Annotated in this window: 19 protein-coding genes; 2 read left to right on the forward strand and 17 right to left on the reverse strand. The window is 71.5% G+C overall.

From position 1 onward, the window contains the following. Positions 1 to 166: 166 nt before the first annotated feature. The 14 genes from JNO44_RS10855 to pgsA all read right to left on the reverse strand — a co-directional run bounded on the left by JNO44_RS10855 (position 167) and on the right by pgsA (position 13,275). Positions 167 to 715 carry an adenine phosphoribosyltransferase gene (locus JNO44_RS10855; RefSeq protein ID WP_073445434.1) on the reverse strand — a complete coding sequence of 183 codons (549 nt, stop codon included), beginning with the start codon at positions 713 to 715 and terminating at the stop codon, positions 167 to 169. Then, positions 712 to 1,836 carry a protein translocase subunit SecF gene (secF, locus tag JNO44_RS10860; protein WP_205363420.1) on the reverse strand — a complete coding sequence of 375 codons (1,125 nt, stop codon included), beginning with the start codon at positions 1,834 to 1,836 and terminating at the stop codon, positions 712 to 714. Before secF ends, JNO44_RS10855 begins: the two co-directional genes overlap by 4 nt. Position 1,837: 1 nt before the next feature. Next, positions 1,838 to 3,592, reverse strand: a complete 1,755-nt coding sequence (gene secD / locus JNO44_RS10865) for a protein translocase subunit SecD (protein ID WP_205363421.1) — start codon at positions 3,590 to 3,592, stop codon at positions 1,838 to 1,840. A gap of 154 nt (positions 3,593 to 3,746) precedes the next feature. Then, positions 3,747 to 4,295, reverse strand: coding sequence for a preprotein translocase subunit YajC (gene yajC / locus JNO44_RS10870; RefSeq protein ID WP_205363425.1), 549 nt, complete (start codon positions 4,293 to 4,295; stop codon positions 3,747 to 3,749). Between the two features lie 163 nt (positions 4,296 to 4,458). Then, positions 4,459 to 5,544 (reverse strand): Holliday junction branch migration DNA helicase RuvB, encoded by a 1,086-nt coding sequence (ruvB, locus tag JNO44_RS10875; RefSeq protein ID WP_205363433.1) that lies wholly within the window; start codon positions 5,542 to 5,544, stop codon positions 4,459 to 4,461. A 76-nt stretch (positions 5,545 to 5,620) separates the two neighbouring features. Then, positions 5,621 to 6,241, reverse strand: a complete 621-nt coding sequence (gene ruvA / locus JNO44_RS10880; RefSeq protein WP_073445429.1) for a Holliday junction branch migration protein RuvA — start codon at positions 6,239 to 6,241, stop codon at positions 5,621 to 5,623. Then, positions 6,238 to 6,789, reverse strand: a complete 552-nt coding sequence (gene ruvC / locus JNO44_RS10885) for a crossover junction endodeoxyribonuclease RuvC (RefSeq protein ID WP_205363435.1) — start codon at positions 6,787 to 6,789, stop codon at positions 6,238 to 6,240. The genes ruvA and ruvC overlap by 4 nt, the downstream gene beginning before the upstream one ends. Before the next feature lie 133 nt (positions 6,790 to 6,922). Next, positions 6,923 to 7,675, reverse strand: a complete 753-nt coding sequence (locus JNO44_RS10890) for a YebC/PmpR family DNA-binding transcriptional regulator (RefSeq protein WP_073445427.1) — start codon at positions 7,673 to 7,675, stop codon at positions 6,923 to 6,925. Between the two features lie 63 nt (positions 7,676 to 7,738). Next, positions 7,739 to 8,332: a pyridoxal 5'-phosphate synthase glutaminase subunit PdxT gene (gene pdxT, locus JNO44_RS10895; protein ID WP_205363437.1), complete on the reverse strand. Its 594-nt coding sequence runs from the start codon at positions 8,330 to 8,332 to the stop codon at positions 7,739 to 7,741. 14 nt (positions 8,333 to 8,346) lie between these two features. Further along, on the reverse strand, positions 8,347 to 9,258 hold the full coding sequence (gene pdxS / locus JNO44_RS10900) for a pyridoxal 5'-phosphate synthase lyase subunit PdxS (protein ID WP_018539801.1): 912 nt from the start codon (positions 9,256 to 9,258) through the stop codon (positions 8,347 to 8,349). A gap of 146 nt (positions 9,259 to 9,404) precedes the next feature. After that, a complete protein-coding gene (locus JNO44_RS10905; protein ID WP_039637992.1) occupies positions 9,405 to 9,950 on the reverse strand; it encodes a LemA family protein in 546 nt (181 codons plus the stop codon). Between the two features lie 600 nt (positions 9,951 to 10,550). Continuing rightward, positions 10,551 to 11,702 carry a glycosyltransferase family 4 protein gene (locus JNO44_RS10910; RefSeq protein WP_205363439.1) on the reverse strand — a complete coding sequence of 384 codons (1,152 nt, stop codon included), beginning with the start codon at positions 11,700 to 11,702 and terminating at the stop codon, positions 10,551 to 10,553. Continuing rightward, positions 11,699 to 12,622 (reverse strand): phosphatidylinositol mannoside acyltransferase, encoded by a 924-nt coding sequence (locus JNO44_RS10915; RefSeq protein WP_205363441.1) that lies wholly within the window; start codon positions 12,620 to 12,622, stop codon positions 11,699 to 11,701. The genes JNO44_RS10910 and JNO44_RS10915 overlap by 4 nt, the downstream gene beginning before the upstream one ends. After that, positions 12,622 to 13,275: a phosphatidylinositol phosphate synthase gene (gene pgsA / locus JNO44_RS10920; RefSeq protein WP_039637989.1), complete on the reverse strand. Its 654-nt coding sequence runs from the start codon at positions 13,273 to 13,275 to the stop codon at positions 12,622 to 12,624. Before pgsA ends, JNO44_RS10915 begins: the two co-directional genes overlap by 1 nt. Before the next feature lie 276 nt (positions 13,276 to 13,551). Between pgsA and JNO44_RS10925 the strand changes: the two genes are divergently transcribed. Both JNO44_RS10925 and JNO44_RS10930 read left to right on the forward strand, forming a co-directional pair. Continuing rightward, positions 13,552 to 15,750 (forward strand): elongation factor G-like protein EF-G2, encoded by a 2,199-nt coding sequence (locus JNO44_RS10925; RefSeq protein ID WP_205363443.1) that lies wholly within the window; start codon positions 13,552 to 13,554, stop codon positions 15,748 to 15,750. 184 nt (positions 15,751 to 15,934) lie between these two features. Next, the gene (locus JNO44_RS10930) at positions 15,935 to 17,593 is read left to right on the forward strand and encodes a hypothetical protein (RefSeq protein WP_205363445.1); all 1,659 of its coding nucleotides are present in this window, start codon (positions 15,935 to 15,937) and stop codon (positions 17,591 to 17,593) included. 68 nt (positions 17,594 to 17,661) lie between these two features. Here JNO44_RS10930 and JNO44_RS10935 read toward each other — a convergent pair whose 3' ends face one another. The 3 genes from JNO44_RS10935 to JNO44_RS10945 form a co-directional block, all read right to left on the reverse strand. Continuing rightward, positions 17,662 to 18,870, reverse strand: a complete 1,209-nt coding sequence (locus JNO44_RS10935) for a YncE family protein (RefSeq protein ID WP_205363447.1) — start codon at positions 18,868 to 18,870, stop codon at positions 17,662 to 17,664. Beyond that, a complete protein-coding gene (locus tag JNO44_RS10940; RefSeq protein WP_205369668.1) occupies positions 18,870 to 19,649 on the reverse strand; it encodes a polysaccharide deacetylase family protein in 780 nt (259 codons plus the stop codon). The genes JNO44_RS10935 and JNO44_RS10940 overlap by 1 nt, the downstream gene beginning before the upstream one ends. A gap of 116 nt (positions 19,650 to 19,765) precedes the next feature. Next, entirely contained in the window at positions 19,766 to 20,323 is a 558-nt protein-coding gene (locus tag JNO44_RS10945; protein ID WP_039637985.1) for an HIT family protein, read from the reverse strand. Positions 20,324 to 20,331 lie beyond the last annotated feature (8 nt).

Consider the following 20,331-nt stretch of genomic DNA (forward strand, 5'->3'; position numbering starts at 1 on the left):
GGCCTCGAAGCGGCCGGGGTGCCATGGTATCGAGCCCATGGCCATGACTGCCCCGCGGCCATGGGTCCGTACATGACACAGCAGCGGGGGCATCCGGAATGTTCCGAATGCCCCCACTATCGCCACGGGTGCCGGACGGTGCCGGCGACGAGCCCCGAGCGGGCTCTCAGACGGTGATCAGGGCCTCCAGCGGAGCGCCCTTCAGGCCCTCCTCCAGCCGCTGCCGGCCGTCCAGGAATCCCAGCTCCAGCAGCACCGCCAGGCCCGCCACCTCGGCGCCGGCCCGTCGGATGAGCTGGAGCGAGGCGTCCGCGGTGCCGCCGGTGGCCAGCACGTCGTCGATCACCAGGACCCGGTCGCCGGGCGCCAGCGCGTCCGCGTGGATCTCGATCTCCGCGGTGCCGTACTCCAGCTCGTACGCCTGGCCGAGCGTCGCACCGGGCAGCTTGCCGGCCTTGCGGACCGGGACGAAACCGATGCCGGCGGCCACCGCGACCGGCGCGGCGAGGATGAAGCCGCGGGCCTCCAGGCCCACCACCTTGTCCGCCCGGAAACGCTCGCACAGGTCGACGAAGGCACCGGTCAGGGCGCGGAACGCGGACGGATCGGCGAGCAGCGGGGTGATGTCCTTGAACATCACGCCCGGCTGCGGGTAGTCCGGGACGTCCGAGATCCGGCTGAGCAGCAGCTCGCGCAGCTCGACGGGGGCGCTCATCGACGCCTCCCCGAGGGACGGCCGCCGCGGCCACGGCCACGGGTGTCGGTCTGTCCGCGCTGGCCGACCACCGCGGCGCCCTCGGCGTCGTCCTCGGCGCCCTCCGCCTCACCGGCGCCGCCCTCATCCTGACGGGCGGCCTCCTTGGCGGCGGCCGAGGCGCGCTTGGCGGCGACCCGCCTGGCCAGCGCCTTCATCTCCGGCTCGCCGTTCTTCAGGTCGGCGACCAGCGGCGTCGCGATGAAGATCGACGAGTAGGCGCCGGCGGCCAGACCCACGAACAGGGCCAGCGAGATGTCGTTCAGCATGCCCGCGCCCAGGACGCCGCCACCGACGAAGAGCAGCCCGGCGACCGGGAGCAGCGCCACGATTGTGGTGTTGATCGAGCGCACCAGGGTGCCGTTGATGCTGCGGTTGGCGATCTCGCTGTAGGTGAAGCGGCTCTGCTTGGTGATGTCCTTGGAGGCTTCCTTCAGGCTGTCGAAGACCACCACGGTGTCGTAGAGCGAGTAGCCGAGGATGGTCAGCAGACCGATGACCGTGCCCGGGGTGACCTCGAAGCCGACCAGGGCGTAGACGCCGACGGTGATCGTCAGGTCGTGGATCAGCGCGACCAGTGCCGCGACCGCCATCCGCCACTCGAAGGCGATGGCCAGGTAGAGCACCACGAGGACCATGAAGATCCCCAGGCCCAGCCACGCCTTGTTGGCGATCTGCTCGCCCCAACTCGGGCCGACCAGCTGGGTGTTGACGTCCTTGACCGGGACCTTGAGGTCCTTGGCGATCTCCTCCTGGACGGGCAGCGACTGCTTGGTGTCCAGACCGCTGATCTGGATGCGCAGCGCGCCGCCGCCGAGCTTCTGCACCGTGGCCTGGTGGCCGGGGGCGGCCGACTCGGCGTGGTGCTGGGCCTCCGAGGTGGAGACGGAGGTCTTCGGGGTGGTGAAGACCGCGCCGCCGGAGAACTCGATGCCGAAGTTCAGGCCCCGCACCGCCAGGCCGACGATGGCCGTGATGGTGATCAGGATCGAGACGCCGTACCAGATCTTCCGCTTGCCGATGAAGTCGTAGCCGACCTCACCGCGGTAGAGCCGGGCGCCGAGGTTGCCGAGCTTGGACATCTCACGCCTCCTTCGTCTGGGTGGGGGCGGTGCGACGACGACGCAGCGGGGGCTTGGCGCCCAGACGCTTGGGATCGAGACCGGACCAGGAGTGACCCTCGGAGAAGAACTTCCGCCGGGCCAGCAGCGTCATCAGCGGCTTGGTGAACAGGAAGACCACGACGACGTCGAGCAGGGTGGTCAGGCCGAGCGTGAACGCGAAGCCCTGCACCTTGCCGACGGTGACGATGAACAGCACCGCCGCGGCCAGGAACGACACGAAGTCGGAGACCAGGATCGTGCGGCGGGCCCGCGGCCAACCGCGCTCGACGGCCGGGCGCAGCGTGCGGCCCTCGCGGATCTCGTCCCGGATGCGCTCGAAGTAGACGATGAACGAGTCGGCGGTGATACCGATGGCGACGATGGCGCCGCAGACCGCCGGGAGGTTCAGCGCGAACCCGATGGCCGGGCCGAGCAACGTCATGATCGTGTACGTCAGGATCGCCGAGACGCCCAGGCTCGCCAGCGCGACCAGCGCCAGCCCGCGGTAGTAGGCGACCAGGTAGACGATGACCAGCGCGAGGCCGATGGCACCGGCGATCAGACCGGCGTGCAGCTGCTCGCCACCGAGCGCCGCGGTGACCGTGGTCTCGTCGTCGATCTTGAACGAGAGCGGCAGCGCACCGTAGGACAGCATGTTGCCGAGGTCCTCGGCGGACTGCTGGGTGAAGCCGCCGGAGATGGTGGCGTTGCCGCCGTTGAGCCGCTCGTTGACGCGCGGGTCGGAGACCACCGCGCCGTCCAGCACGATCGCGAACTGGTTCTGCGGCGGGGTCTTGGTGGCGAGCTTGCCGGTGATGTCCGCGAACTTCTTGCCGCCGTCGGAGGTGAAGTCCATCTGGACGATCCAGCCCTGGCCCTGCTGGCTGTCGAAGACCGCCTTGGCGTCCTTGACGTCCGTGCCCTCGACGCCTACCGGGCCGAGCACGTACTTCTGCGAACCGTCGTCCTTGCAGGCCACGACCGGGTCGGTGGGCTTGGAGCCGGCGGCCTGCTCATTGGCCTGGGCCAGGCCCTTCTTCGTGGAGCAGTCCAGCGCCGCGAACTGCTTCTGCAGGGCGGGCGGGATGTCAGCGCCGCCGGGGACGGGCGGAGTCGGCGGCGTCGAGGACTTGTCCGACGCGGAGGCCGAGGGCGAGGCGGACGGCTTCTTCAGCGCGTCGGTGACCGCGCGGCCCTGGCTGGTGGAGCTGGCGCTCGGGGTCGGCGAGGCGCTCTGCTGCGAGCCCTTGCCGCCGGTGGCCTTCTCACCTTCCTTGCCCTTGCCGCCCTGCGAGGGGCTGGGCGTGGGCTCGGGGGCCTTGGTGCCGGCGGCGGTGGTCAGCACCGGCCGGAACGCGAGCTGGGCGGTGGTACCGACCTGCTGGCGAGCCTGTTTCGCGTCCGTCCCCTTGGGGATGTTCACGATGATGTGGTTGCTGCCCTGCGTCTGGACCTCGGACTCGGTCACACCGAGACCGTTGACCCGCCGCTCCATGATGCCGGCGGCGGTGTTCATGTTGGTCTCGTTGATCGCGTTGGGCTTGCCCGGCTGGTTCTGCGCCGCCAGCGTGAAGCTGGTGCCGCCCGCCAGGTCGATGCCCAGGCGAGGAGTCATCGTGCCGGAGTAGAACATGCCTCCGATGAGCGCCGCCATCGCGATCAGGACCAGGATCAGGGTGCGCCCCGGATGCCCCTGGCTCGCGGGCGCCCTGCGGCCCTTCTTCGGTGCTGCCACCTTGTCGTTTCTCCCTGTCCAACCCCTCGGCCTGGGATGTCTGCCGAGCGGCCACGAAGTCTTGTGGGGACGTGCCCCCGCCGGAGCCTAGACCGTCCGGGAACCGCGGTGCGCCCGATCGGGGGCGTGCCGCGGTTCCACGTTACGGAACGGACTACTTCGCGTCGGCGTCGCCGGCCTTCTTGTCCTTGCCGGTCTCGGCGGCCGGCTCGTCGGCCTTTCCGGCCTTGTCGCCCTCGGCGGCCTCAGCGGCCTCGGCCTTGTCGGCGGCGGGCTCGGTGCCCTCGCCGGCCTCGGCCTTGCCCAGGTCGATCTTGCCGGACTTGTCACCCTTTTCGGTGGCCTTGTCGGCACCGTCACCGGTCAGCGACGAGACATCGTCCGGTACGACCGGGCTCTCCTCGGCGACGATCGGGTCGGCACCGTCCAGAATGCGGTTGTACTCCTCATCCGCGAGCACCGCGCCGATGGCGTTCTTCGCGTAGATGGCGTGCACGCCGGGAGCGACCTCCAGGAGGACGGTGTCCTCGTGGATTTCCTTCACGGTGGCATACATGCCACCGATCGTCCGGACGCCGGTGCCGGGCTGCATCTCATTGCGCATCTGCTGGGCCGCCTGCTGCTTCTTCTTGGCGGACCGCGTCATCAGGAACATGGCCCCGATGAGGACGATGAAGGGGAGGAGAGTCACGATATTGGGCACGGGACGGAAATCCTTCGCACGACCGCTTCTCTCGCGGTCTCATATAGCGGGGTGGGTATACCGATCCTGACGGACGGCATCGGCGGAGTCTAAGCGAGTCCGCACCACAGGAACAACGCCCAGCATCGCACCGCAGTTCCTGACCGGGCGAGTCTCCGCGCCGTCATGCCTCGAACAGGCCGTGCTGTCCGCCGCCCGCCTGCTGCGGCGGCACCAGCCCGAGGTGGGCCCAGGCCGCCGGGGTCGCGATCCGGCCGCGCGGCGTACGGGCCAGCAGCCCCTCGCGCACCAAGAAGGGCTCGGCGACCTCCTCGACCGTCTCGCGCTCCTCCCCCACCGCGACCGCGAGGGTGGACAGCCCGACCGGGCCGCCGCCGAACAGCTTGAGCAGGGCGGTGAGCACCGCCCGGTCGAGCCGGTCCAGCCCACGGCCGTCGACCTCGTAGACCCCCAGGGCCTGCGCCGCGACCTCGCGGGTGATCACGCCGTCGGCCTTGACCTGGGCGTAGTCGCGGACCCGGCGCAGCAGGCGGTTGGCGATCCGGGGCGTGCCGCGGGAGCGACCGGCGATCTCGGCGGCGCCCTCGGGCTCTATCGCCACGTCCAGCAGGCCGGCAGAGCGGTGGATAACGCGCTGGAGCTCGGCGGGGGCGTAGAACTCCATGTGGCCGGTGAAGCCGAACCGGTCGCGCAGCGGCGGCGGCAGCAGCCCCGCCCGGGTCGTCGCCCCGACCAGCGTGAACGGCGGGAGCTCCAGCGGGATGGCGGTGGCGCCCGGCCCCTTGCCGACGATCACGTCGACCCGGAAGTCCTCCATCGCCATGTAGAGCATCTCCTCGGCGGGCCGGGACATCCGGTGGATCTCGTCGAGGAAGAGCACCTCGCCCTCCTGCAGGGAGGAGAGGATCGCCGCCAGGTCGCCGGCGTGCTGGATGGCGGGACCGGAGGTGATCCGGATCGGGGCGCCCATCTCCGCCGCGATGATCATGGAGAGGGTGGTCTTGCCGAGCCCGGGCGCCCCGGAGAGCAGAACGTGGTCGGCGGTGGCGCCACGGGCCCGGGCCGCCTTCAGCACCAGGTCGAGCTGCTCGCGCACCCGCTCCTGGCCGACGAACTCGTCCAGGTCCTTGGGCCGCAGCGCGGCCTCGACGGCGTTCTCCTCGCCATCGGCGTCGGCCGCCACCAGCCGGTCGGCCGGGGCGCCGGCGCTCTCCTCGGCGGTCGACGGTGCGGTGTCGTCCCAGTTCACTGCGGATTGCCTCGCGGGGTCGGGGCGGCCGGGCCGCCTGCGTGGTCGTGGGGTCGGGGGCGCCGGAGCGCGTCGGTCAGCGGGCCCGGTTGAGGGTCTGGAGGGCCGCCTTGAGCAGCTGCGGCACCTGCGGCGTGCCGCCCGCGGCGGCGGTCGCCTCGGCCTGCGGCGCCACCGCGGCGACCGCCTCGTCGGCCTCCCGCGCGGCATAGCCCAGCCCCATCAACGCGGCCTGGAGCTGATCGCGCCAGCCGGCCGGCGCCGCGGCCCGGGCCACCGGGCGGGCGGCGCCGGTCGGTGCGCCGAGCCGGTCCTTGAGCTCCAGCAGCAGCTTCTGCGCGCCCTTCTTGCCGATGCCCGGTACGGCCGTCAGCGACTTCTCGTCCCCGGTGGACACCGCGAGCCGCAGCGCGTCCGGGGAGTGCACCGCGAGCATCGCCTGGGCGAGCCGGGGGCCTACGCCGCTGGCGGTCTGCAGCAGCTCGAAGGTCTGCCGCTCGTCGTCGTCGGCGAAGCCGTAGAGGGTGAGCGAGTCCTCGCGGACGACGAGGGAGGTGGCGAGCTTGGCGTGCTCGCCGACCCGGAGGCCGGAGAGGGTGTTCGGCGTGCACTGGACGGCCATGCCCACACCGCCGACCTCGACGACGGCGAGATCCGGTGCCAGGGCCGCGACCGGGCCGGAGACAAAGGCGATCATCGGGTGCCCTTCAGCGTGCGTACGGGAGCGGGGGTGCGACGGGCCGCGGCCTGGGCCTGCTGGAGGCGGTTGACCGCGGGGGCGCGCCAGATGTGGCAGATGGCCAGGGCGAGGGCGTCGGCGGCGTCGGCCGGCTTGGGCGGCTCGGCGAGCCGCAGCAGGCGGGTGACCATCGCGCCGACCTGCGCCTTGTCGGCTCGTCCCGAGCCGGTGACGGCGGCCTTGACCTCGCTGGGGGTGTGCAGCGCGACCGGCAGTCCGCGGCGGGCTGCGCACAGCATGGCGACCGCGCTGGCCTGGGCGGTGCCCATGACCGTACGGACGTTGTGCTGGCTGAACACCCGCTCCACGGCGACGCATTCGGGGCGGTGGGTGTCGAGCCACTCGTCTATGCCGCGCTCGATCAGCACCAGGCGGTGCGCGGTGTCCGCGTCCGCCGGGGTCCGCACGACGCCGACGCCGACCATGGTCAGGGGACGCCCGGCGACCCCGTCCACCACGCCGACCCCGCACCGGGTCAGTCCCGGGTCCACCCCCAGCACCTTCATCGGCCCCGCCCCTCGCCGTCGTTCGGTCGCCTGTTCCTTATGTTCCTGCAGGTTAGTGGCTGCCACTGACAAACCGACGGGCCGGCGGGGTGTGTCCCCGCCGGCCCGTCGTAGACCGGTAAGCCCCTGGCCGTCAGGCGTCGACCTTGGCCATGACCTCATCGGACACGTCGAAGTTGGCGAAGACGTTCTGCACGTCGTCGCTGTCCTCCAGCGCGTCGATCAGCTTGAAGATCTTGCGCGCGCCCTCTTCCTCCAGCTCGACCTGCAGGGTCGGGACGAAGTTGGCCTCGGCCGAGTCGTAGTCGATGCCGGCCTCCTGGAGCGCGGTGCGCACCGCGACCAGGTCGGTGGCCTCGCTGAGCACCTCGAAGGACTCACCGAGGTCGTTGACCTCCTCGGCACCGGCGTCCAGGACCGCGTCCAGCACGTCGTCCTCGGACAGCTCGCCCTTGGGGACGATCACCACGCCCTTGCGGTTGAACAGGTACGAGACCGAGCCCGGGTCGGCCATGGAGCCGCCGTTGCGGGTCATCGCGACGCGGACGTCGGAGGCGGCACGGTTGCGGTTGTCGGTGAGGCACTCGATCAGGACGGCGACGCCGTTGGGGCCGTAGCCCTCGTACATGATCGTCTCGTAGTCGGCGCCGCCGGCTTCGAGACCGCCACCGCGCTTGATCGCGGAGTCGATGTTCTTGTTCGGGACCGACTGCTTCTTCGCCTTCTGCACGGCGTCGTACAGCGTCGGGTTGCCTTCCAGGTCAACGCCGCCCATCCGCGCCGCGACCTCGACGTTCTTGATCAGCTTCGCGAAGAGCTTGCCGCGCTTGGCATCGATCACGGCCTTCTTGTGCTTCGTCGTAGCCCATTTAGAGTGGCCGGACATCCGCCTGTCTCCTTCGCGTAACCCATTTCAGAAACGATCGCCCCAGATCCTACCGGGATTGCGTCAGGCCCCCGAACGCACCATGTCCACGAAGAACGCGTGGATGCGGTGATCGCCGGTCAACTCCGGGTGGAACGACGTGGCCAGGACGTTATCCTGCCGCACTGCCACCGTATGTCCACCGTACGTCGCAAGGACATCGACGGAGGCACCGACCGACTCGACCCAGGGCGCCCGGATGAAGACGCCCTCCACCGGGCCGCCGTCGATCCCGGCGACCTCGACGGCCGCCTCGAACGACTCGTTCTGCCGCCCGAAGGCGTTGCGGCGCACGATCATGTCGATGCCGCCGAGCGTCTCCTGGTCCTCGCGGGCGTCCAGCAGCTTGTCGGCGACCATGATCATGCCGGCGCAGGTGCCGTAGACCGGCCGGCCGGCCCGGACGAAGGCGCGCAGCGGCTCCAACATCCCGAACGCGACCGCCAGTTTGGACATGGTGGTGGACTCGCCGCCCGGTATCACCAGGCCGTCGACCCCGGCGAGCTCCTCGGGACGGCGTACCGGCAGCGCCCGGGCGCCGGCGTCCGCGAGCGCCGTGAGGTGCTCGCGGACGTCGCCCTGGAGCGCCAGCACACCGATGGTGGGAGTGGTGCTCATCAGTTTCTGCGTCCTTACCAGCCGCGGTTGGCGTAGCGCTCGGCCTCGGGGAGGGTGTCGCAGTTGATGCCGACCATGGCCTCGCCCAGGTTGCGGGAGACGTCCGCGATGACCTTGGGGTCGTCGTAGAAGGTGGTGGCCTTCACGATCGCGGCGGCGCGCTTGGCCGGGTCGCCGGACTTGAAGATGCCGGAGCCGACGAAGACGCCCTCGGCGCCCAGCTGGCGCATCAGCGCGGCGTCGGCCGGAGTGGCGACGCCACCGGCGGAGAACAGGACGACGGGGAGCTTGCCGAGTTCGGCGACCTCCTTGACGAGCTCGTACGGGGCGCGCAGCTCCTTGGCGGCGGCGAACAGCTCGTTGTGGTCGCAGCCGCGCAGCTTGGCGATCTCGCCCTTGATCTGACGCAGGTGACGGACCGCCTCGACGACGTTGCCGGTGCCGGCCTCGCCCTTGGAGCGGATCATGGCCGCGCCCTCGGCGATCCGGCGCAGCGCCTCACCGAGGTTGGTGGCACCGCAGACGAAGGGGGTGGTGAAGGCCCACTTGTCGGAGTGGTTGACCTCGTCGGCCGGGGTGAGGACCTCGGACTCGTCGATGTAGTCGACGCCGAGCGACTGCAGGACCTGGGCCTCGACGAAGTGGCCGATCCGGGACTTGGCCATGACCGGGATGGAGACGGCGTTGATGATGCCGTCGATCATGTCGGGGTCGGACATCCGGGCCACCCCGCCGTCCTTGCGGATGTCGGCCGGGACCCGCTCCAGGGCCATGACGGCGACGGCACCGGCGTCCTCGGCGATCTTCGCCTCTTCCGGCGTGACGACGTCCATGATCACGCCGCCCTTGAGCTGCTCGGCCATTCCGCGCTTGACGCGCGCGGTTCCGGTCTCGGGGGTCTGGGGCGTGGTGGGCGTGCTGGACACGTTGACCTCACTCAGTGCGGGTGGTTGTACTTCGCCGCCCACACAACCGTTGGTCAGCGGCCCGGGAAAAGGGCCAATTAGAGGCCAGTGGCTTGTCGGCTCTGCCGTCGCGGTATTCGGACGTGCCACTTCCGCTTCGTGGTCGGTCAGTTCCCGCCCGAGCGGTCGTCCAGGACGGCCGGCGGCTCGTCGTCCATCTCGAAGGCCATCGGGAACGGCGCGTGGCCGGCCAGCCGCAGATAGCGGACCAACCGGTGCCGACGGACCGCCCGCGCGGCCCGCACCGCGTCGTTGTGGAACCGGCGCGCCATCGGCACCCGGCGCACCGCCGCGATCAGCTCCGCGACCGTCCGCTCCCCGCCCGGGGCCTCCCGCACCGCCTCCAACTGCGCCTCGTCCTCGAAGACCGCACGCAGCGCCTGACTCAGCTCGCTCTCCGCGACCTCGCGATGATCCTCCGCCGCCTGCCGGGCCTCGTGCGCGGCCTGGTACAACACGATCGACGCGGCCGGATCCAACACCCCCGACGTGCCCACCTCCTGCGCGACCGAGGCCCGCCGCAGCAACTGGGCGTCCAGCGCCGCCTTCGCCGCGTCGATGCGCGCATGCAGTCGGTCGAGCCGACCGGCCGTCCAGCTCAGGTAGACACCGATGAGGACGATCGCGGCGGCGATCCAGATAAACGTGGTCACGCGGGGTCACGTTACCCGTCCGCTGCGCTTGGCTGGCTTCCCACGTTGTCGGCTGTCCCGCCGTGGGGGTTCGCGTTTTTGCGCCTGCGGGCGCCGGGCCCGCCTGACGGCGGGGTCTTGCGGGTCCGCTGCGCGGGGCTGTTGGGTGCGGTGACGGGCCTGCGGGGGTGGTGTGCAGGACTGCTGCGCTTTACGTCCTGCACACCACCCCCTCCGGCCCGTCCCCTCCCGTTGAGGGGTGGGAAAGACAGGCACGCGGGTGCTGATGCCGGTGGTCCGGTGACGGTCACCACTCAGCGACGGACCCGCAGGGGGCCACCGGCATACGCCCCCACCCATCGTTTCCATGACCACCCACGGGAGGGGACGGGTCTGTGGGGTGGGGGTTGTGCGGACGTAAAGCGCAGCAGTCCGCACAACCCCCACCCCACAGACCCGTCACCGCGGCCGAAAGCCCCGCGCAGCGGATTCGCACCGCGGCCGACCAGCCCCGCGCAGCGGACAACATCCGCCGTCAGGCGGCCCGGCGCCGCAGGCGCGAAAGCGAGCAACCCCCACGGCGGGACAGCCAACAACGTGGGAAGCCAACCAAGCTCCGCGCTACGGCCAGCGACGGCCCCGGGCTCCCACTCGTTCGTCGGTAGCCACTGCCGAGGCGCCCGTCGTCACCGTCTCGTAGACGGCGAGGATGTCGGCGCCGACCGTGGTCCAGTCGAAGCGGCGGACGTGCTTGGTGCCGCGTTCGCGGAGTTCGGCGAGGCGGTCCGGGGTGTTCAGCAGGCGGACGGCCGCGGCGGCGAGCGCGGCGGCGTCCTCGTTGGCGAAGAGTTCGCCGGCCTCGCCCTGGTCCAGGACCTGGGCGAACGCGTCGAGGTCGCTGGCCAGTACGGGGGCCCCGGCGGACAACGCCTCCACGAGGACGATGCCGAAGGACTCGCCGCCCGTGTTGGGCGCGACGTAGACGTCGACGCTGCGCAGCAGTCGTGCCTTGTCCTCGTCGGAGACCATGCCGAGGAACTCGACGCGGGAGCGCAGTTCGGCGGGCAGGCCGGCGACGGCCTCGTCCTGGTCGCCGCGGCCGGCGACCAGCAGTCGGGCGTCGGGGACCGCGGCGAGGATCGCGGGCAGCGCCTTCATGAGGACCGGCAGGCCCTTGCGGGGCTCGTCGATCCGGCCGATGAAGCCGATGGTGCGGCCCTGCCACTCCGGCCGGGGCTCGGCCCGGGCGAAGAAGTCCACGTCCACGCCGTTGGGGATGACCACCGCATCGCCGCCGAGGTGCTCGACCAGGGTCCGGCGGGCGTACTCGCTGACCGCGATCCGGGCGCTGATCTTCTCCAGGGCGGGCTGGAGGATCGGGTACGCGGCGATCATGGCGCGGGAGCGCGGGTTGGAGGTGTGGAACGTCGCCACGATCGGGCCCTGCGCCGCCCAGCAGGCGAGCAGGCCCAGGGACGGCGAGGCGGGCTCGTGGATGTGGATGACGTCGAAGGCGCCGTTCTGGAGCCAGCGGCGGACCCGGGCGGCGGAGAGGAAGCCGAAGTTGAGGCGGGCGACCGAGCCGTTGTAGGGCACGGGGACGGCGCGGCCGGCCGGGACGACGTAGGGCGGCAGCGGGGTCTCGTCGTCGGCGGGGGCCAGGACGGAGACCTCGTGGCCGAGGCGGATCAGGTGCTCCGCCAGGTCGCGGATGTGGAACTGCACGCCGCCGGGGACGTCCCAGGAGTACGGGCAGACGATGCCGATCTTCACGCGGGCTCCGTTCCGGCGGCGCCGCGCGGCTCCAGATCGGCGAGCCACAGGCGCTGCAGCATGTGCCAGTCCGTGGGGTGTTCGGCGATGCCGGAGGCGAAGGCGTCGGCCAGCGCCTGGGTCATGAGGGCGGCCTTCTCGGTGCGGGTGCCGTTCTGCGACACCTCGATCTCCGGGTGGACCCGGCCGCGCATGATGGGGGTGTCGTCGTACCAGAGGGTGACCGGCAGCAGCATCGCGCCGGTCTGGAGGGCCAGCATCGCGGGCCCGGCCGGCATCTTCGTCTCCTCGCCGAAGAACTTCACCGGTATCCCGGAGCTGGACAGGTCGCGGTCGGCGACCAGGCAGACCAGGCCGCCGGCGCGCAGCCGCCGGGCCAGCGTGCCGAACGCGGCGCCGCCGGTGTGCGGCAGCACCTCCATGCCCAGTCCTTCGCGGTAGGCGACGAACCGGTCGTAGAGGGACTCCGGCTTGAGGCGCTCGGCGACGGTGGTGAACGGGGTGTCGAGCTTGGTGGTGACCCAGACGCCGGCGAGGTCGTAGTTGCCCATGTGGGGCAGCGCCAGGATCACCCCGCGGTCGCTCTTGAGGCCGTCCTCCAGGTGGTGCACGTCCTCGGGGGTGAAACCGGCCTTTATCCGCTCCGGGCTCCACACCGGCAGCCGGAAGGACTCCATCCAGTAGCGCATGTACGACCGCATCCCGGCCCGGGAGAGCTCGGCCAGTCGCTCCGGGGAGGCGTCCGGGACGACCCGGGCGAGGTTGGACTCCAGGCGCTGGACGCCCTTGCCGCGGCGTCGCCAGGCCAGGTCGGCGAGCTGCCGCCCGAGCTGCACCGCGACCCCTTCGGGCAGCCGCTTGACGGTGCTCCAGCCCAGGCCGTACAGCCCGTCCGTCAGCTTGTCGGTGTCGATCCGCATCAGCCGTTCCCCCCTTGCGCCACGGCGTCGGCCTCGGCCGACTCCCGGCGTACCGTCACCACGCGCTGGCCGAGGGTGACGGCGCTGCCCACGGCGACCACCCACAGGGCGATCGGCAGCAGGACCTCGACGCCCGGCACGCCGAACGTGTGCAGCCCGGACAGACCGCAGGCGACCAGCGTGATGACCAGCCGCTCGGCCCGCTCCACCAGGCCGTTGACGTCCACCGGCAGCCCGATGGCCTCACCGCGCGCCTTGGTGTACGAGACGACCTGGCCACTGGCGAGGCAGAAGATGGCGATCGCGCAGAGCGCCAGGCTGTCGCCGCGGCCGGCGTACCACAGGGCCAGCCCGCCGAAGATCGCCGAGTCCGCGACCCGGTCGAGGGTGGAGTCCAGGAAGGCGCCCCACCGGCTGGAGCGCCCCAGCTGCCGCGCCATATTGCCGTCGACCAGGTCGGAAAAGACGAACAGCGTGATCACGACCGTGCCCCAGAAGAACTCGCCCCGGGGGTAGAAGACCAGGGCGCCGGCGACCACACCGCCGGTCCCGACGAGGGTGACCGCGTCCGGGCTGACCCCGAGACGGATGAGCAGGGCGGCGAACGGTGTGAGAACACGCGTGAAGAACGCACGCGCGTACTTGTTCAGCATGACCTTCCCGGAAAGTCGATACGGGCCGCGCGGTCAAGGGGCCACCGGCTGGCCCATCGTAGCCACGAGGCCGTGGGGCACCGCGAACGCATCGCGGCGCGGGGTGCATCCCGCGGCTCGGACCGGCCCCCGCGCGCCCGCGAGCGCGCCGGCGGGACCCGGAGGACGGCCGACGGCCCCCTTGAGCGCACCGCGCGCACGTGCCACGTATGGACGCATCCTGAACCCGGTGGAAAGCTCGAATCACCGCAAAGTGTCGACCTGGAGGCGAGACACATGAGCGAGAAGTCGAGTACGAACCCAGGAGCCGCCGGAAGGGCACCGGCGGCCGACCGGCCCGCCGCCCTGCGCAATGTGGTGCTGGTCGGCCACAGCGGCTCGGGAAAGACCACTCTGGTCGAGGCGCTGGCACAGGCGTCCGGCGCAGTCAACCGGGCGGGCCGGGTCGAGGACGGTGGCACCCTGTCCGACTACGACGAGATCGAGCACCGGCAGCAACGCTCCGTACAGCTCTCCCTCGTCCCGGTCGACTGGGGCGGAATCAAGATCAATCTGTTGGACACCCCCGGATATGCCGATTTCGTCGGGGAGCTCAGGGCCGGTCTGCGCGCGGCGGACGCGGCCCTTTTCGTCGTCTCGGCCGCCGACGGCGTGGCCGGCGCGACCCGGATGGTCTGGGACGAGTGCGCGGCCGTCGGCATGCCGCGCGCCCTGGTGGTCACCCACCTGGAAGCCGCCCGCGCCGACTTCGACGAGATGACCCGGCGGTGCGCGCTGACCTTCGGCGGCGACGACCTGGACGCCGTCCTGCCCCTGTACCTGCCGCTGTACGGCACTCCCGGGTCCGACGGCCACGCCCCCGTCGACGGTCTGATCGGCCTGCTCTCCCAGCGCGTCTTCGACTACTCCTCGGGCACCCGCACCGAGCGCGCGCCCACCGACGACGAGCTCCCGCTGATCGAAGCGGCCCGCAACCGCCTCATCGAGGGGATCATCGCCGAGAGCGAGGACGAGACCCTCATGGACCGCTACCTCGCGGGCGAGGACATCGACCTCAAAACGCTCGTCGGGGACCTGGAGACCGCGGTCGCCCGGGGTTCCTTCCACCCCGTGCTGGCCGCCGCCCCGGCCGTCGACGGCGCCAAGCAGGGGCTGGGCACCGTCGAACTGCTGGAGCTGATCACCGGTGGCTTCCCCACCCCCGCGGAGCGCGAGGCCCCCGCGGTCACCGGCCCGGACGGCTCGCCGCGGCCGAGCCTGGGCTGCGACCCGGAGGGTCCACTGGCCGCCGAGGTGGTCAAGACCTCCTCCGACCCGTACGTGGGCCGGCTCTCCCTGGTCCGGGTCTTCTCCGGCACCCTGCGCCCGGACGACACGGTGCACGTCTCCGGGCACGGCCTGACGGACCGCGGCCACGAGGACCACGACGTCGACGAGCGGGTCGGCGCGCTGTCCGCGCCGTTCGGCAAGCAGCAGCGGCCGCTCCCGCTGGCCATCGCCGGCGATCTGGCCTGCGTCGCCAAGCTCACCCGCGCCGAGACCGGCGACACCCTCTCCGCCAAGGACGACCCGCTGCTGATGGAGCCGTGGGCGATGCCGGACCCGCTGCTGCCGATCGCCATCCGGGCGCACAGCAAGGCGGACGAGGACAAGCTCTCCCAGGGCCTGGCGCGGCTGGTCGCCGAGGACCCCACGATGCGTCTGGAGCACAACCAGGACACCCGCCAGGTCGTCCTGTGGTGCATGGGCGAGGCGCACACCGACGTGGCCCTGGAGCGGCTGCGCTCGCGCTACGGCGTCCAGGTCGACGCCGTCGAGCACAAGGTCGCGCTCCGGGAGACCTTCAGCGGCTCCGCCGCGGGCCGCGGCCGGCACGTCAAACAGTCCGGCGGCCACGGCCAGTTCGCGATCTGCGAGATCCAGGTCGAACCGCTGCCGGGCGGCTCCGGCATCGAGTTCGTCGACAAGGTCGTCGGCGGCGCGGTCCCCCGGCAGTTCATCCCGTCCGTGGAGAAGGGCGTCCGCGCCCAGGCCGCCCGCGGGATCGCCGCCGGGAACCCGCTCGTCGACATCCGGGTCACCCTGCTCGACGGCAAGTCCCACTCGGTGGACTCCTCGGACGCCGCGTTCCAGACGGCGGGCGCGTTGGCGCTGCGGGAGGCCGCCGCGCAGACCAGGATCGACCTGCTGGAACCGGTCTCCGAGGTGCGCGTCCTGATACCGGACGAGTACGTCGGCCCGGTGCTCAGCGACCTCTCCGGCCGCCGCGGCCGGGTGGTGGGCACCGAGCAGGCCGGCGCCGGCCGCACCCTGGTCCGCGCGGAGGTGCCGGAGATCGAGATCGGACGGTACGCCGTCGATCTGCGGTCGCTCTCCCACGGCACCGGCCGCTTCAACCGCGGCTACCTGCGGCATGAGCCGATGCCCGGCCAGCTCGCCGCCCGGATGCGGGAACAGGAGGCGGTCAGCGCGTAGTTAACGGTCGGTCAGCCGCCGTCCCGGACAGCCCACTTGGGCCGGGCCGGCGGCTGTACGCTGGGACTCCACCGCCGCGCCGCGCGTTCCGGGCCAACCTGCGAGCACGCCGGCCCGGCAGGTGTGCGCGTCGGCGTAGTCGGGTAGAGCGCATCAGCGGATACGCGCGTGATGGGGGCGGGTAGTGGCAGACGGCTTTGACTTCAGTCCGGGGGCGCAGGTCCCCATCTCGGGGGGTGCCGGGCAGACGGCGGCGACCCAGGCCCTGGCCTCGGCCGCCTACCGCGACAGCCCGTTGGCCGACATCTCCAAGGCGGACTCCGACTCCGGCACCTCGGAGATCAAGAAACCCAAGCTGTCGCTGTTCGCGCCCAACCTCGGCGAGGCGTTCTCCCGCGCCGTCCAGGTGCGGATGCTCGGCGGCGGCCGCAAGCCGCTGATCCAGTCCTTCGGGACGGAGCCGCAGACGATCGTCGAGCACTGCCTGTCGGCCACCCGCATCCGCAAGCAGCGCGACAGCCAGCTGACGGTCCTGATGGTGGTGTGCGGGCTGCTGTTCCTGCCCGGTGTGCTGCTCTGGCTGGGCGCCTTCCAGCTCCGGAAGATGTTCTCCAAGGACGGCGAGGGCAAGGGCATCTCCCTGGCGGGCGGCGCGCTGCTGATCCTGCTCGCGCTGGCCGGCGTGTTCTTCATGGTCAAGCTGCCGTTCACCGGCTTCTGGCCGCTGTACGCCCGCGGCATGCTCATCGCCCCGGTGGTGGGCTGGTGGCTGGCCAAGCAGATCTGCGAGCGGACCGCGGTGACCCTGCGGGAGGCGTGGAAGGGGCTGCTGGAGGGCGGCGGGGTCGCCGCGAAGATCCCCGAGGCGGTGCCGCAGGACCCCAACCACACCTCCGCCGAGACCCTCCGGCACAACCTCGCCAAGGTCTCCGCCGAGCAGCGCAGCAACGTCGTCTTCTACGCCGGCCCCAAGGGCATACTCGGCATGGGCACCCGCTGGGGCAGCTGGCAGCTGGCCGAGGAGCTCCGGCCGGCCCAGGAGGGCACCGACATCCACCCCTTCCGCAGCTGGGACGTGATCCGCGCGATCCACGACCGACTGCGCCTGCTGGAGCGCAGCCCGCTGCACACCGGCGGATTCCAGCAGCCGCCGTCCGTCCGCCACTGGATCGTCTCCCCGGTGGGCGAGAAGGCCAAGGCCGTCGGCCGCCCCGACGGCGCCCACGTCGACGGGTACGAGGTCCGCGGCCACGAGATAGAGCGGATCTGCAACGAGCAGCAGTTCGGCAGCGGCGACCGCCACTACCTCGGCGTCCAATTCGTCCTGTGGGACGGCCAGTTGGTGCTCACGCTGATGATCACCGTCACCGTCCTGCACGAGACGCTGCGCATCGAGGTCAGCGGTCACGCCCTCGGTCCGGTCAACTCCCTCTTCACCAGCAAGCCGGAGCCCAAGACCAAGGAGATCGCCAAGGTCGTCCGGTTCTGGGAGACCAGGACCCAGACGCTGCCGCTGATCGAGCCGTCGGAGGTGGTCCGGCTCGCCGCCCGCGCTCCGCTGACGTGGTTCCCGCCGGTGCTGGACTTCCTCGGCGGCAAGCTCGCCCTCCCCGAGCCGTTCGGCCTGCGCCACGTCTGGGCCGACAAGCCCTGGCGCCACCGCTTCATGGCCGATGACGCGCTGCGCGCCGCGACCCCGGTGCTGCGGGCGGTGCACGCCGCCGCGATGAGCGTCCTGCAGGAGCACGGCGTCAACACCGAGCGCTTCGACAACCGCTCCCTGGTGCTCAGCGGCATGGTCCAGAGCGCCGAGCCGAAGAACGCCGACGAGTACCACGCGTAGCACCACCCCGCGCACCGCACGGGCGGGCGCGCGCACGACCTTCCGCCGTGCGCGCGCCCGTCCCTTCGCTAGCGGAAGATCCCGGTGTGCCCCAGCGAGTACCGTCCCGGCTGCGGGTACACCGCCAGCCCGTGCGGGCCCAGCCCCACCGGGATCTTCGCCAGGGTCTTCCCGGTGTGGGTGTCGAGCGCGTAGACCTCGGAGTTGTACCGCCCGGACAGCCACAGCACGTTGCCGTCCGAGGAGACCCCGCCCATGTCGGGGCTCCCGCCGCCGCGGATGTGCCACTTGTCGGCGAGTTCGCCGGTCTTGAAGTTCAGCAGCGAGATGGACCCCTCGCCCCGGTTGGAGATGTACATGGTGCGGGAGTCGCGGCTGACGTAGAGCCCGTGCGTGCCCTTGCCGGTGGGCAGCAGCTTGGGCCGGCCGAAGGTGTCGCCGTTCAGGATCCACACGCCGTCGGCCATCATGTCGGCGACGTACCAGGTCTTCCCGTCCGGGGAGATCTTCACGTCCTGGGGCATGGCGCCCTCGAACGGCAGCTTCTGCTGGCCGATCACCGCCATCTTCGCGGTGTCGACCTTGAGCAGCTCGCCGGAGAACTCGCAGGAGACGATGAAGTACTTCCCGTCCGGCGAGAAATCGGCGTGGTTGACGCCCGCGCAGCTGACCGGGACGGTCTTGCGGACCTCCATCGTGTGCGGGTCCCGGAACACCAGCTGCTTGTCCATCGACGCCATCACCACCGCGTACTTCCCGTCCGGCGTGAAGTAGAGGTTGTACGGGTCGTGGACCTTGACCGGCTTGCCGGCCTTGCCGGTGGCCGGGTCGATCGGGGTCAGGTCGTGGCCCCGGTTGTTGTTGACCCACAGGGTCTTCATGTCCCAGGACGGCACCACGTGCTGCGGCTGCACGCCCACCGGGATCGTCTCGATGACCTTGTACGTCTTGGGGTCGATGACGCTGACCGTGTCGGAGCCGGTGTTGGGCACGTACACCCGCGACGGGTAGTGCTTGACCTGCGGCGCCAGCCGGTTGGGCCGGTCCGCGGCGTACAGGTCGTGGTCGTCCAGCGGCGGCGGCATCCCGGGCAGGCCCTGGGTGACGGCCTTGTGGGGCGAGGGTCCGACGGGGCGCGTGGGGGCGGACTGCTCCCCGCCGCCGGCACAACCCGCCGCCACCAGGGCGCAGGCCACGACCAGCAGTGCGGCCCGGCGGGTGGGACGGTCGGGGCGGGAGCAGGTCGGACGGGGGTGGGTACGGTTCCGGTCAGCCATCAGGTCACAAGCTCCGTTGTCGTCACCGCGCGCAGACCGCGCCGGCGGAGGCCGTCGAGGATCGGGGGCAGCGCGGCCACCGTGCCGGCGTGCCCGAGGTGGAGACTGACGACCGAGCCCGGGCGGATGCCGTCCAGGACCGTGCGCTGGACGGCCGGGGCGCCGGGGTCGTTCGCATCGAGGGAGTCCACGTCGTACGACAGGACGTGCGGATAGCCCGCCCGACGCGCCAGCCGGATCACCTGCCCGGTGGCCCGCTGGGTCTGCGAGGGGCGGAACCAGCTGCCGATGCTGCCGGTGAGCTTCCGCAGCCGGTCGGCGCACTGGCTGATCTCGGCGTACGCGGCGTCGGCGGGCAGCGCGCAGATGTTGCGGTGGTGCATGGTGTGGTTGCCCAGCTCATGGCCGCCGTCCAGGACGCGGCGGGCCATCGCGGGCTGCGCGTCGAGCCAGTCGCCGACCGCGAGCACGGTGATCCGGGCGCCGGCCCGCTCGGCCTCGCCGAGCAGCGCCTCGGCCAGCTTGGGGTCGCCCCGGCCGTGGAAGGTGAGGGCCACCGCGTGGCCGTCCCGGGGCCCGTGTTCGATCTCCGCGGGCAGGCCGGGCGCGCGGGTCGGGGGCCGGGCGGCGGGGTGTCGGGCGGGGGCGGACCGGCCCGTCGCTCGGGGGCTCGGTCCACCGGCGGCCCGTACGGAGGGGGCGGAGTCCGCCGATCGCTTGGGGTCGCAGCCCGACGCAAGCGCACCGGCCGCCGCGGCCGAGGCGGCCACGCGCAGCACGGAGCGACGATCCAGGGAGGTCACCACCCCATTAGAGGGGCAAGAATTCCCAATCGGGGCGATTCATACGATTCATCCGGGCGCGTGTCGCCCCGTTCACCCGGCGTGGACCCCGGCTACGCCGGCCAGGCCGCGGCCAGCATCGCGCGGGTGTCGGCGAGGAGTTGGGGCAGCACCTTGGTGTGCCCGACCACCGGCATGAAGTTGGTGTCGCCGCCCCACCGGGGGACGACGTGCTGGTGGAGGTGGGCGGCGATGCCGGCGCCGGCGACCGCTCCCTGGTTCATCCCGATGTTGAAGCCGTGCGCCCCGGACGCGCCGCGCAGCGCCGTCATCGCCCGCTTGGTGAAGTCCGCCAGCTCCGCCGTCTCCGGCTCATCGAGGTCGGTGTAGTCGGCGACGTGGCGGAACGGGACGACCATGAGGTGGCCGCCGTTGTACGGGTAGAGGTTCAGCACCGCGTACACGTACGTACCGCGGGCGACCACGAGGCCGTCCTCGTCCGACTTCGAGGGAATGGTGCAGAACGGACAGCCGTCCTCGGCCCCCGGGCCGCTCGGCTTGTTCTCCCCCTGGATGTAGGCCATCCGGTGGGGCGTCCACAGGCGCTGGAAGGCGTCCTGCGTCCCGACTCCGATCTGCTGTTCCGGCTCACTCGTCATGTTGCGAAGCATATTCTCCC

Source organism: Streptomyces noursei (genome assembly GCF_016917755.1).
GTDB lineage: Bacteria > Actinomycetota > Actinomycetes > Streptomycetales > Streptomycetaceae > Streptomyces > Streptomyces yunnanensis.